General features: G+C 45.8%; 10 protein-coding genes. 4 read left to right on the top strand and 6 right to left on the bottom strand.

The window, feature by feature from the left end:
- Positions 1-314 precede the first annotated feature (314 nt).
- From ubiG to Q1B47_RS17855, 3 genes are all read right to left on the bottom strand, one after another.
- Positions 315-1,010, bottom strand: coding sequence for a bifunctional 2-polyprenyl-6-hydroxyphenol methylase/3-demethylubiquinol 3-O-methyltransferase UbiG (ubiG, locus tag Q1B47_RS17865; protein WP_366873827.1), 696 nt, complete (start codon positions 1,008-1,010; stop codon positions 315-317).
- Positions 1,011-1,195: 185 nt separating this feature from the next.
- Entirely contained in the window at positions 1,196-2,599 is a 1,404-nt protein-coding gene (locus Q1B47_RS17860) for a methyl-accepting chemotaxis protein (RefSeq protein WP_299796677.1), read from the bottom strand.
- Between the two features lie 639 nt (positions 2,600-3,238).
- Complete coding sequence (locus Q1B47_RS17855) at positions 3,239-3,883, bottom strand: LysE family translocator (protein WP_299796676.1); 645 nt, start codon at positions 3,881-3,883, stop codon at positions 3,239-3,241.
- Between the two features lie 770 nt (positions 3,884-4,653).
- Here Q1B47_RS17855 and Q1B47_RS17850 point away from each other — a divergent pair.
- Positions 4,654-4,806 (top strand): hypothetical protein, encoded by a 153-nt coding sequence (locus tag Q1B47_RS17850; RefSeq protein WP_299796673.1) that lies wholly within the window; start codon positions 4,654-4,656, stop codon positions 4,804-4,806.
- 252 nt (positions 4,807-5,058) lie between these two features.
- Here the strand turns inward: Q1B47_RS17850 and Q1B47_RS17845 are convergent, their stop codons facing one another.
- Both Q1B47_RS17845 and Q1B47_RS17840 read right to left on the bottom strand, forming a co-directional pair.
- Entirely contained in the window at positions 5,059-7,017 is a 1,959-nt protein-coding gene (locus Q1B47_RS17845) for a DUF2075 domain-containing protein (RefSeq protein ID WP_299796670.1), read from the bottom strand.
- Positions 7,014-7,241 carry a helix-turn-helix transcriptional regulator gene (locus Q1B47_RS17840; RefSeq protein WP_299796667.1) on the bottom strand — a complete coding sequence of 76 codons (228 nt, stop codon included), beginning with the start codon at positions 7,239-7,241 and terminating at the stop codon, positions 7,014-7,016. Before Q1B47_RS17840 ends, Q1B47_RS17845 begins: the two co-directional genes overlap by 4 nt.
- Before the next feature lie 320 nt (positions 7,242-7,561).
- On the opposite strand from Q1B47_RS17840, the gene Q1B47_RS17835 reads away from it, so the two are divergent.
- From Q1B47_RS17835 to Q1B47_RS17825, 3 genes are all read left to right on the top strand, one after another.
- A complete protein-coding gene (locus Q1B47_RS17835; RefSeq protein ID WP_299796664.1) occupies positions 7,562-7,996 on the top strand; it encodes a hypothetical protein in 435 nt (144 codons plus the stop codon).
- A 64-nt stretch (positions 7,997-8,060) separates the two neighbouring features.
- Positions 8,061-8,813: a sulfotransferase family protein gene (locus Q1B47_RS17830; RefSeq protein ID WP_299796662.1), complete on the top strand. Its 753-nt coding sequence runs from the start codon at positions 8,061-8,063 to the stop codon at positions 8,811-8,813.
- A 23-nt stretch (positions 8,814-8,836) separates the two neighbouring features.
- On the top strand, positions 8,837-11,362 hold the full coding sequence (locus Q1B47_RS17825) for a helicase-related protein (RefSeq protein ID WP_299796659.1): 2,526 nt from the start codon (positions 8,837-8,839) through the stop codon (positions 11,360-11,362).
- A gap of 1,077 nt (positions 11,363-12,439) precedes the next feature.
- On the opposite strand, the gene mnmE is transcribed toward Q1B47_RS17825, so the two are convergent.
- Positions 12,440-13,801: a tRNA uridine-5-carboxymethylaminomethyl(34) synthesis GTPase MnmE gene (gene mnmE / locus Q1B47_RS17820; RefSeq protein ID WP_299796656.1), complete on the bottom strand. Its 1,362-nt coding sequence runs from the start codon at positions 13,799-13,801 to the stop codon at positions 12,440-12,442.
- Positions 13,802-13,848 lie beyond the last annotated feature (47 nt).

Below are 13,848 nucleotides of genomic sequence, written 5' to 3'. Positions count from 1 at the left end.
GGAATAACCTTCATTACTTGCCAACTGTGCCGCGTCATCTTTGGGCTAATCATAAGGGAAAAGGGGATTTTTGCTAGGCAGATTGCCATATTTGCCATGTGTAAATAGCTTCTGTGGCATAGGCCTGTAGGTGTTATATACCTATAAAGCAGTTGATATATAGGTAGTATTGTAAGAGCTTATCCTTGGCTTGCTATCTCCCTTACGGGGGAGGAGTCATGACTCTTTAACCGCATACAGCAGATAGTTCACATCCGTGTTTTTGGTTGTTTTCCATTTATTTGTCAGAGGGTTAAAGCTCATCCCTTCGACTTTTACCGTACGTAGACCAAGGCGGTGATCATGGCATCTATCTCCTGTGGCTTCACGAAAAAGCGCCAATCGTGGGTACCTATGGGCAGGTAGCGCATCAGATATTCGGCACCCAGGATGCCAACCAGATATGATTTCAAGGTTCGATTCAGTGTCGCCATGATCATCAGTCCACCCGGTTTCAATAACTGGCAGCAGGTATGAATCAGGGCTTGCTGATCTTCTACATGTTCGATCACTTCGGTATTGAGTACGATATCGTATTGATTCAGCTTGTCCTCCTTTACCTGCGTTAACAGTGATTCGGCTAAACAGTGTCGATAATCCACCGTCACCGAATTGCTGTCAGCATGCTGCTGTGCGAGGACTATGTTGTGGCTGCTGGCATCTATCCCGGTCACTTTCGTGCCTTGCCAGGCCAGAGGTTCGCACAGCAGGCCAGCACCGCAACCGATATCCAGCAGTGACAGATCGGTAAAGGGGACATCCTGATTAAGATCCCTGCCGAAGTGGTAGGCGATAGCCTCCTCGATCGCGATCAACCTGGTCTGATTGAAGGCTAAGACATGCTTAAACTTGCCGTTAGGATCCCGCCACTCTCTGGCTAATGCATCGAATTTAGCTATCTCTCTTTCTCTGTCCAGAGCGGATTTTCTCTCTTTATTAATGCTTGGGCTTAGGCGGCTTTTATCTAACATGGGGGAGAGAGCGTGTGTGAGTGGTCGTTCAATTATATACGTAATAGCAGACGAGTGCTGTTTCGCTTGATTAAAGGTGTTGCCCTTGGGAGGTTGGCGGCGGGAGTCGGAGCACAACCGACTTATAGGTTATTTGGTTTGATAAGCTGCCGATTCGGCTGTGGAATCGACAGCTTCGACGCAGATCAGACCTTGAGATCTTTCATCAAACTTTCAAGCACATCGGCCTGATTATTTAATGCCTCGATCTCAGATGCGGTCTTGGTGACCATGACTGCAACCTTCTCTGAGCCGGCCCGGACCAGATCGACATCGGAGGCGATATTGTCAGCCACGGCACCTTGCTCTTCGGCTGCTGCGGCAATTTCAATGCTGCGATCTGCGATATATTGGTTCTGTCCCGATAGATCGCTGATGCTCTTGCTCACCGATTCCATGAGGGTTTCACTGCTTTGGGCTTCGTTAACGGTCTGCTCTATCACAGTAATGAGTCCCTGGCTGTTACTCTGCAGCGCCTCGATCATCTTCTGAATTTCTACTGTAGCCGTTTGGGTACGGCCCGCCAGAGTGCGGACTTCATCGGCCACGACGGCGAAGCCTCGTCCCTGTTCGCCAGCGCGGGCCGCTTCGATCGCGGCATTAAGCGCAAGCAAGTTTGTCTGCTCAGAGATGGCGTTAATCGTCGATACCACATCATCGATCTGTGAGGCGCTGGAATCCAGTTCGGTAACCGCGCCGGAAGCGGCATTGATCTCCACGGTCAGCTTTTGAATCGCTTCCTGGGTCGATACCACCTGAGACAATCCTGTGGTCGCTGTTTGTGTCGCTTCACTGGTTTGCGTAGAGGAGTCATGGGCATGGCTTGCCACTTCACGTACAGAGGAGGCCATCTGCTCTGTTGCACTGGCAAGTGAATCGATACGCTCCTGCTGCTGGCTGGTCAGCTCGGCATTCTCATTACTGCGTTGACGCAGCTGAGAGCTGATCTGCTGAATGAGGGCGATAGCTTCCTGTGTGGTTTTTACCAACACATGTTCACGCTCCGAGACCCTGTCGATCGTTTGTGCTATCAGGTTGAACTCATTACGTGCCGGTGCATAGGCTATTCGTGAGGCAAGATCGCCATCGGCCAGGCGCTTGACGGCATCGTAGATGTTGAACAGGGCGCCGCCCATAAATGTCTTAATATAATAGGAGCTTATGATTATGAAGCCGATACAGAAGAGCATGATGCCGATATGGCCCAGGCTTAAGGCAGAGAAGATTCCCGGAAGTTCTTTGGCACTGATGGTGAAGTTAGTATTAGGTATGCTCGTCGCAAATTGCCCATGGTTGCCGAGCTGTAGATTGCTGTTGCTTAGCAGGGCTGAGACTTCACTCTGAGTTAACTCGGTTTTCGATATCAGACTAGATACCAGCGTGATCTCTTGCTTTAACTGTTGGTTTTTCTGATCTTGCTCGGCACTGATTAAGGTGAGGCTAACGATGAGTATTGCCAGCAATGAAGAGAAAAACAGGATCAGAAAGTTTTCCTGTAGTTTTACATTTACCAGATATCTGTCTATCCAGCGAAAAGCGACTTCTTTCATGATGATCATCCTACATTTTAAGTGGTAGTTGGCTGGCCATCCTGGGCTCAAATTATAATGCTGTAACAGGAAAGGGTACTTTCATCCAAGCCCTGTTACAGCTTGGAAACATCTTACTTCACCAGATGCTGTTTTTGAAGAAAACAGCGCTAATAGTGTTATTGCTAATTTAATCTAACCGCTGAATTTAGCGCACTTTTCACGCCACAGAACATAAGCTTTCAGGTTGAAATCTGTGCAGATAATTGACTCTTTTAGTATCGATTTTGTCTGCATTCCTGAATTAAATATGTAAATCCAACCTCGGTATTAACAATCAGTTAACGAATAACTTGTTTGAATACAGCTTATTAAATTTTTTGAATTTTACTCTCTGCCTACCTCTTATCATCCTCCCCATGAAACCGTAGCAGGGGAAGGGGGAGAATAAGTTGAGCCCTTTAACTATGCTCTATATCGACCGGGTTTGATAAAAGCTGAGGGCATGTTCGGTAATAAAAAATATCGTTTCACGTGAAACTTAAACCTATATTTCGGTGGGACTTGTATTTTAAGGGGGGGGAGTTGTTGAAGTTAGAGATTGGGTTAACAGGAGATCGAGCGCGGAAGATAGACCTCCGCGCATCTTGTTTTCCCTGTTTAGCTCATGGTTTGAACCTGAGATGCCAATAACCAGATAGCTAATGCAAAGAAGATGACACCCATAAACTTATTCTGATTAGTCCTGAACTTCTCATTTTTCAACAGTGGTTTACCCAGAGTGCCAACCATGGCCACCAGCAACAGGTTAAAGGTTAGTCCCATCACATTAAGCAGTAGCCCTAATGCCAGCATCTGTTCACCCGATGTCGCCGTGAGCTGGGCGGAGACAAATTGAGGCAGAAACAGTACAAAGAAGAGCAGAGCCTTTGGGTTGAGCAGGTTACTGAATACCGCGCGGCGATAGAGGGTCTTGGCCAGGTGATTATCTTGCGCGACCTCTGGTGCATCGACCGGTCCGGCTCGCATACAATCCCATCCCATCTTCAACAGGTAGGCGCCGCCTAACAAGCGCAGCAGTTGCAGCGCCATCGGATTCATGGCTATCAGCGCCGATACTCCCATCGCCGCCAACAGGGTTAAGAGTATCCCCGATGTCGCATTCCCTAAGCTGGCGAAGATACCGACCTTACGTCCGTAACTTAAACTTGAGCTGGCAATTAGTAACATATCCGGGCCTGGGATCAGCAAAAGAGCCATGACAGTGGTTAAATAGAGAGGAAGTATAGCGAGATCGATCATCATTAATGCACAGGTTTATATAGAAGGGGCGGGATTTTACAGTGATAAAAAGAATTTAAAAGTGATAGTGGTTTTAAATCCGCTATTGGGTGTCATGGTCTGTTTACAATTCCTGATCTGCTGCTGAATACCATGCTGGTGATGCTGTCATTTATATTCGCCAGGCATACAAAAATGGTGATCGTTTTATTGACACTGCCTCTTTTTTGCCTCGCTTTTGCGCGGCTTTCTTAGAATTTTTTTTACGCACCTAATAACTTTTAGTTGTATGTAACCTCAGGTTGGTACTCGCCATTTGTTAATAGTTTTATGGCTTCAATCAGGCTTGCAACCCAGAGTCGCTCTTGATTTGCACTTATCTGCAATATACTCAGCTCTACTCCTGAGGGCGAGTGAGTTTAGCCGTTGGACAAATTTATATATGGGTAATAATTAACTGTAACTATTCGATTTTTAATCTGCTATCTGAGTGAAAGTTGAGTCAGTAGTGAGGGAGCCTTTTTAGTCGCCCGGGCGAGATTAGCATCGACTTCTTATCATGAGGCCGGCGGCAGTTTCATCTTAACTGCGCTATGAAAAAAGCGTAAAAACGCCTTAACATATCGTATGAAAAATGTTCAAAAAAATGACGTCTTAATCATTTTTTGACTGTCTGCAAAGACAGTCAAATCAGGAAAAAAAGCCAATAAAATCGACAACGTATTGACAGTATAATCTATTGCTAATGTGAGCTATATTCTTCATTAATAGTTTTAAAGTAGTGAGAGTTTGTTATGTTTCGTTATCTGATTTACGGCATTATCGCCTACGCTTCCTGGTTAACTTATCAGGATATTTCTGCCTATATAGAGGAGCAGCAAGAGCAGGAGTTAGTGCAGCTTGAAGTCGCTGTTGAGCAATCGGATTGGCAATACAAAGAGAGTTGAGCTTGTGGGTTAACAAGCTTAGCAAGTAACTTGGTTTAGCTTTGGACTTTTGTATTGTTTGGTTAGTTTATGGGAACCTTGGCTTCATTGATGTTAATTGCTTGCAGCAGGCTTATGTGTAGGTAAGCTCTCGGGACGCTGTGGACCCTTCCGTGGGCGCTTCGCGAAAACATCCTTGTTTTCGAGACCCTCTTGCCTACCTACACCTTTTATCTAAAAAGCAGATTGTTTCTTCGATTTTAGAACTATCTATTAAATTGTTTCAATGCCGCATCTTTTCAAATATTCATAAGTGTTATCGTAAAATTCAACTTTTCTAGTTGTATCATCATCATTACCTTTGGGGACAAAAATGATCATGCCTTGCCGGGAGCGTGTCATTAATACACGGTAAGCATTCTCTAGGTACCTTTGGTTTTCGGTTTTTTTCCGCTGTTCCCATTTTGTTCCTCTAAACCTCCAGTGCTCAAATTTATCAGCACCAAATCGGTAATCAGCATCCCAAGCAATTAATCCCCAATCTATTTCTAATCCTTGGATGTCAAATTCAGTTGCTACATCTTCTAAAAAGTGTGAAGAGCGAATATCTTCAGGAGCTCCTAAGAACCAATCTTTAGGTTCAATCTTGTTCTTTACAAATATGCCTTCTGCTTTTAAACGAATACCGTTGGAGGAGGCTAACATTCCTTTGCTTTCATTTGCTCTAGATTTGAGTTTTATCCATCTTTTTGCGTCTTCTAAATTTCTTGTTATTTTTATAGGGTATAGGTGTTTAAAGGTTTCATACAATCGCTTCGCTAACTCACTGTTCCCTTCTATTAGATGATGGATGTAGCTAGATAGCTTTTCTGCTCTGAATGAACGCATGGATGTTGCTAGATGAAGACAAGGCATGAGGTTAGCATTGGATAATTTTTTAGAGTCTAATCCGGAAGAAACGTATTCCCCGTTTAGTAAATCTGTTGAGTAATACGTATCCCAGTGAGAGAACTTACTTTCTAAAGCTTTTAGCCAACCAGATAAGCCTATTTCCCCAGTGTTAATTTCTTGCCCTCCACCTATAAGAGCCACAATAACCGCCCAGTCTTCGTGACGATCCATTACTTCAATAAGGTATTCAGGCTCTGACTTATTAAACCCAACTTGATTGCGCTTGGTTTGCATGAATTTACTTGTTTGTTCAGCATTCCAGGCTCGTTGTGCTTCGTCAAAAATTGCCACCTGCTCAGGTGGTTTATTACCTTTAAGTGAATCATCTCTAAATTTATGAACATTTTGAATGAATTGTTCTGTGTGTCTCCTACACTTTCCTAAGCCTTCATTGGTACGAATATTTCTATCTTTTGCTAATGCTTCTTGCAATACAGAAACTAAAGGGCCATTACCACTTAAGAAAACCGAATACTCCTCTTCTTTTGGACTCGAGTGAGAGCTGGCAATATTCAAACCTACCAATGTTTTTCCTGCACCAGGTACACCAGTAACAAAACAAATTACCTTTCTTTTTTCTGAGCGTGCTTTATGAATGAGTTGCAGTAATTGATGGCTTGTTTGTCCAAGATTCTGTGAGTCAGCTTCACTACGCGCAATATCTGTGACTTTATGGTGTGCATAGAGGGCTTGAGCCGCCTCAATAATTGTTGGTGTTGGTAGATAGCCAGATTCAGCCCAATGCTGGGCATTAAAGTTTGATTGATTATATTTTGTTGCGATCTGATAAATTCTTTTAATCAGATCTTGTTCATTTATACATACAGTTTCAGCAACGCCATCATCTGAAAAATTTACTGAGGAAAAGTGGCTTCTAGATTTGGTTGCAACGAGTATTGGAACAATTAACTTATTATGACTAGCGCTGTGAAAATTCTTCAAATCCAAAGCATATCCGTGTGCTTGTCTCATATCGCAATGATTTATATCCGCTTTGCCGATCTTAAATTCAATAACGAAGATGAGCCCTTTTAGGATTATAACTGCATCAGCTCTACGCCCCATTCTTGGGATCATAAATTCGAAAAATATGTGTCCTTGAAGAATGTTATGCTCGTACAATAAGTCTTTAAGCAACTCTATTTCTGATAGCCATGCTTTTGTTTGTAAATACTGTAATTGCTGAGTATGGCGTTTTGAAATTTTGCCAAAAATTGCAGATGAATCTTCAGTTAAGAACTCTTTAAAAGTGGCTGAATAAAAGGCTTGTTGAGTCATCATTTATTATCAGCTTTAAAATCTAAAAGTGTTGATGCTGGAATATTCAATGCATCCGCAATTTTGAATAAATTGATGACACTAACGTTTCTCTTTCCTCGTTCAATTCCACTGATATAAGTTCTATCTATATCAGCTCTTAGAGCAAGCTGCTCTTGAGATAGAGAGTTAGATAAACGTAACTTTTTTATATGAGCACCGAATGCTGCCAGCAATTGATCATCCATGAAGAATCCTTTGAATGTTTTTCAAGATCATCTTTGTATGTTGATTATGAGTCTACGGACTATGAGTCACATACGTTGCCATATTAAGGTGATTACGACTTAAATCTCTAGGTTTTACTCATAGTTGCTGTAGTGGAGGGATATTAAAAATCTTTATTACTATTCATGTGGTTATTGAACTATTGAAGGTTTTTATGCAAACAGATATTTATCTGAAGTTTTGAGCATGCCCCCTGTACGTTTAGCGCCTCTTTCTGGAGTACGATATCATTGCTTCTTAAACTATAATTAAGTATCGAAAAGTGCTTGGGTATTTCTCTATGCTTCAATATAAACAGGAGTTTGGTGAAGGTTTTGAGCTGGGTTTTCAGCTTAGTGATTTTCCATACCTGGAGGATAAGAGCTGGAAGGATGAGGCCTGCCCGAGCTTTATGTTCAAGCTTAACTCTGGTTTGGGGCATGCTAGCTCTGGTTTACCAAGCTCTGGTTTAGGTGGTGATGCTGAGGATGTGGAGCCTGAGCATAATAGCTTTGAGGAATACCTGGTGCTCTGGGTCGATTACCCAAACAGTGAAGAGCGGGAGAATAGCAGGGCGAGTCGCTACTCTATCGTGACCGCGACTAATCTGGGATCACCCTATGAACCCGAAATTTACCATGATGAGCATAGCTTCACCCTGTTCGAGACCGAAGAGCCTGCTGCCCTGACTCAATACCTGACGGGTTTACACATTGCACCTTTCTATCCACGGTAATTTGTTAACCTGCACCCGCTATTGGCTTATACTGCGGCCATATTGACTCCTGAATATTTTTCCTATGACATCAATCCCGGTGGCATCAAACTCGTCAACTAAAATTAACGCCAAAAACAGACTTTTACCTGAAGAAGGTGGAGCGACCAAGATCTTCATCATAGGCCTGCCTCGTACCGGGACGACCAGTGTGAGTGTGGCCCTGCTTGAACAGGGATACAGGGTGGCGCATCAAGCCTTTACCAAGCATTCATTCGAGTTGGCGGATGTAATATCCGATGCCCCCTGTTTCAGCGATTACAGGCAGCTGGATAAGCTGTTTCCCGGCGCTAAGTTTGTCTATCTGGATCGTGCACTCGACACCTGGGTGCCATCGATGCAGATGTTATTGAGTCGCATGTTGGTGCATCTCGATGATAAGACCGGGCGGTTTAACGCGATTATGAAGCGTAGTTTTAATTGCAGCTTTGGGGTCAACAGGGTGGATGATGTCATGGATAGTGAGCATCTTATTAAGTGTTATCTTGCTCATAAAGAACAGGTTTTAGATTACTTCAGAGACCGAGACGATCTTTTGAGTATCGATATCAGTGAACCGGGAAGCTTAGCTGAGTTGCTTAACTTCTTAGAGTGCGACCCAGACACCTGTGACTCGGATATTTCGCACCTGAACTTTCCACATCTGAGCTTTCCGCATCTGAACAGGGGCAGAAATGTGGCCAGTTGGGATGAATATAAACATCCCAATAAGATCAGCGCTAATGCTGCGGGCTCCGAGAACCGCAAATACTTCAGTTATAAATTACCTAACTCCTAATCACATAAGTGACGGCAAAACAGATGACACAGCCTATCGACTCTATATCCACTAACTCATTACCAGCTGGCTCCTTACCCATAGATAAGCTCTTTGATGAGTTCAAGACGGCGATTAAAGATAACCATCTGGTGGTCGAGTCAGACACGGGATCGGGTAAGTCTACCCGCTTACCGCTTTGGTGTGCAGAGATGGAGCCCGATAACGGAAGCGCTAAACGGGTATTGGTGGTTGAGCCTCGTAGGGTCGCCTGTTTAGCGCTTGCCTCTTATGTTGGTTCGCAAACGAATTTAGCGGTGGGGTATGCCATACGTTTCGACTCGACGGTGACAGAGAATACTCAGATAGCCTTCGTCACACCGGGTATAGCGCTGCGTTGGTTACAGGAAGATGGACTGGCAAATTTCGATACTGTGATTATCGATGAGTTTCACGAACGCCGCTGGGATACCGACCTGTTGCTGGCCATGTTGAAGCGAAAGGTGTCGGATTGTTCAGCTTTAAGGCTGATATTGACCTCGGCTACCATAGATGGAGAACGGCTAACCTCCTATCTTGCTACCGATACAGCTGATGATGTAGGCGCTAAACGTTTATATGCGCAGGGTCGAAGGTTCCACGTGGAACTCAGGTATCAGGCTAAGGAGAGTCACCATCTGCCGGATGTTCGTGGCGTAGAGCAGGCGGTTAAAACTGCGGTGACTCAGCTGTTATCTGAGACCGGTGGTGACATCCTGGTATTCCTGCCGGGAAAACGAGAGATACAGAGCTGCCTGCAGGCATGCCATGCAGGATTGGCGGGGAGTGAGGTGGAGCTATTATCACTCCATGGTGGCATTAACCCTGTGGAACAGAAGAAGATATTGAGTGAGTCATCTGGTCAACGAGTGATCTTCTCTACCAATGTCGCCGAAACCTCTCTTACCGTTCCCGGTGTCACCGCCGTTGTCGACTCCGGACTCGAGCGTAGAACACATCAGCGTAATGGACGCACGGTTTTATCTCTGGTTCGAATATCTGCAGCAAGCAGTGAACAGAGAAAAGGGCGTGCGGGGCGTACCCAGGATGGGATCTGTATTCGTCTTTGGGGCAAGGGCGCACCTTTAGAGGCGATGACGCCGCCGGAACTGCAAAGGGAGGAGTTGGTAGAGCCCATGTTGGCGGCCGCCGGTTGTGGTTATCGGCTGTCCGGGCTTAAGTTCGTCGATAATATTCCGGATAAGGCGTTAGCCATTGCCGAACAGAAGCTGTTATCTATGGGAGCTATCGATTCAGATGGGAAGATCACCCTCCATGGCAAAAATTTATCTCCTTTGCCTATCGATACTCAATTTGCACATTTAATCAGTGCCATGCCCGACGATGAGTGTCGGGGCTTGATGATCGATCTGGCTGCTGCATTGAGTGTGCCACAGCGTCTGTTTAAGTTACCCACATCAGAGTTGTTATTAAGAGATCTTAGCGAGTGGGAGGGGCTGGGTTGTGATGCGTTTACCCTGATCAGGCTGGTTCGTGAACCTCTCGCCGAATTCATGACCGATAACGCACTCGTTGAGCCCGCTGCCCGTAAGGAGGCGAGGTTTCTCTCGAATCAAATCCGCTCTGCACTGCAACTGGAGGGGCTGAAGGGAGCTGAAGCTTTGGGAGTCAAAGATTCCGGGCTAAGGCTGCGTTGGTTGTCTGCCGTGATAAAGGCGTTGCCTGAGTTAGTGTTTGTGCGCCGTGAGAAAAGGGTAAATGCCTTAGGTAATGGCTACAGCGAAGTGCAGATAGGTCGTGACAGTCGCTTCTGCAGTGAGCTGAAAGATCTCAATGGTAAAGAGAGTGCTCTGGCGGCCGTGGTTTTCGATCAACACTCTATTGCCGGCAAAGGCAGTAAGCAGACATTAAATCTGGCCAGTTGTATGGCTCCTGTTCCATTAAAGCTGTTACTCGAAGCCGGATTAGGTGAAGAGCGCTTAGCTGATAACCGAGAGCAGGGGGCCTCTCATAAGGTCGTGGTCGAAACGGTTTATGCCGGCCGGGTGATAGCCTCCCGCTTGAAGGCAGTCGAGGGAGAGCAGGCCATAGAGGCGATAGTTCGCAGCATAGCTCTGGGGCGCCAGTTTAAGGGGTTAGCAAACAGACTCAATAGCGATATCAGTGCCTGGAATATCTGGCTCGCCTTAGGGAAACACAGAGAGCAGGAGCAAACGGAGGAGTTGAAGTCCCTGGGTGATAAGCCTTTGGTACTCGAGGCTTATCTCATGGATAAGTTGTGTGAGCTGGGAGTTGAGAGCTTTGATGATCTTGAGTTAATCGAAGCGGAAGATCTACTGTTCGAGGGGATCCCTGAGTGGGAACGTGAAGCTTTCGATGCCATGTATCCAACTCAGCTATCTCTGGCTGAGTTGAAACTGACGGTAGAGTATCAGCCAAAGCGAAAGTTGGTCACTCTGGTATATGCCAGCGGCCTGCGGAAAACGGGACCGAAAAGGTGGGAGCTACCTCGCTGGACAGGGTGGAAGATACAGTATCGTAAAGCGAGCCGGGTTGTAGATGTGAAATAGATAATTAGGAGTTACCTAGCCGGGTAGGGCGGAAGATACCTCTCTATATATAAGAATAAAGACCGGCAGAGTATGAGATCTGAAATAGACGACGAATGAGTGGTCAGCGAGCGAAACCGGAGCGAACTCTGTCGGATTATTGCTACAAAAAATTCCTCAAGGGTTTGAGGCCGATTCCGTTAAAAAAATGGCTCGGACGTTTATTTTGCCAAAAGCTGTGCCGGTTAGTTTTTGTACTGGTTTTATGAGGTTATTCAGCATAAAAACAGGCGTTTTATGAACCTCTTGAAATTGCCGGTTCAGGGGCGCGGGATCCTTTACAGTATGGATAACTATTATTCTGCTTTCATATGCGTATAACTTATCTACAGGCTCAAAATTTAATTATTTTTATATTTATTTTTTCAAAAAAAGATCTGAATATAAATTCTTTTAAAACAATCAGATACGGAAAGATCTAAACAGTGGTTTCGATCTTTAGTCGACTTTACTTTGCTTGTTGATATCTCTGTTGATTATCTTGATCCGGATCATTGTATTTTCTGCTTTAGCGCCACCACTGGGATCGTCTTCAGATCTCAAAAAATCGATCGATATGTGCAGCATTTGGGCCCGCGATGAACGCTCTGCTTCATAAGCCTGTAATGCCGTTTATTTAGCTCAATTTTGCAGATCTGGTGCCGCTAAGTTGTCAATCAAGGGAGTGGGATCTGAATATTATCAGATCGCTTAGTCGCACTCAGAGAGTTGAGTATTGTCATCCTGAACTTGTTTCAAGAGCCAGTGCTGTTTTTGCTATTGAGAAATTTAAAACAGTGGGTTCCGGCCAAAAGCATGCCGGAATGACAGAGGGGTGACCGGTATTTCTGAGGTGTTAGAAGGAATGACAGGAGAGGATTAAAGATCCCAGCTATCAGGATCTTTAATTAGCGCAGCGTCGCCTTAGGTTCTTCTAAAACTACTTACCGATACAAAAACTACTGAAGATCTTTCCGAGTAGATCATCAGAGGTGAATTTACCCGTGATCTCGTTGGGAGTTGTATGAGGCCATCTGATTCTTAGATGGCGACTCCTGTTTACTTACCTATACAGAATGAGCTGAAGATCTTTCCGAGTAGATCGTCAGAGGTGAATTTACCGGTTATCTCAGAGAGCGCCATCTGTGCCATACGCAGCTCCTCGGCCAGCAGTTCACCTGCCTGGTATACCTCTAACTGCTCTTTTCCTATCATCACGTGGCTGGTGGCCAGCTCTAAAGCCTCCAGATGGCGACGTCGTGCGATAAAACCACCTTCAAGATTACTTTGGTAGCCCATAAGAGATTTCAGGTGCTGCTGTAGCTCCTCGACGCCTAAACCGGTTTTAGCCGATATTCTGAATACGCTGTGGCCCTGCTCCTCGGTAACCTCAAGTGCTTCACCTGTGATATCGGCTTTATTTCGGATAACGGTGACACCTAAGTTCTTTGGCAGACGGTCGATAAAGTCAGGCCAGATCTCATGGGGGTCTACGGCATCTGTGGTGGTGCCATCGACCATAAACAGTACCTGGTCGGCGGTCTCTATCTCTGCCCAGGCGCGTTCGATACCTATCTGCTCTACGGTATCGGCCGTGTCGCGCAGGCCTGCGGTGTCTATGATGTGCAGTGGCATGCCATCGAGGTGGATGTGTTCACGCAGTACATCACGGGTAGTTCCGGCTATTTCGGTAACAATTGCCGATTCTTTACCTGCCAGAGCGTTGAGCAGGCTGGATTTTCCGGCATTGGGGCGTCCGGCAATTACCACCTTCATCCCTTCCCGGATTATGGCACCTTGCTTGGCGCTGGCCTGTACCGAGTCCAGTTTAGTGATGATACGGTATAGAGAGGCCGCTATCTTGCCGTCGGAGAGGAAGTCGACCTCTTCGTCGGGGAAATCGATGGCTGCCTCGACGTATAGACGCAGGTTAGTGACCTGATCGACCAGTTCATGTACCTGAGTAGAGAATTCACCCTGCAGTGAGTTCAGAGCGCTCTTGGCGGCTTGTTCACTGGTGGCATCGATAAGGTCGGCAATCGCTTCGGCCTGAGCAAGATCAAGCTTGTCGTTCATGAACGCCTGCTCACTGAACTCGCCGGGTTTGGCGATACGAAGTCCCTCAACTTCCATCACGCGTTTAATCAACATGTCGAGGACTATCTGGCCGCCATGGCCCTGAAGTTCGAGGACATCTTCACCGGTAAAGGAGTTGGGTCCCTTGAAGTAGAGGGCTATCCCCTGATCGATCACTTCACCTTCACCATCCTTAAAGTCACAGTAATCGGCGTAGCGGGTCTTTGGGATATGTCCAAGGACTGCCATAGCCACTTCGCTGGCCTGATCGCCTGAGATACGAATGATACCTACACCACCACGCCCGGGGGCGGTTGCTTGTGCCACGATAGTATCTGTTGTCATTACTGTGTTTCCTGATTCAGATATGGAAATTAAAAATTGGTACGGTC

Source organism: uncultured Shewanella sp. (genome assembly GCF_947501225.1).
Lineage (GTDB): Bacteria > Pseudomonadota > Gammaproteobacteria > Enterobacterales > Shewanellaceae > Shewanella.
The sequence above is the reverse complement of the archived record's forward strand: the minus strand, read 5'-3'. Positions and strand labels throughout refer to the sequence as shown.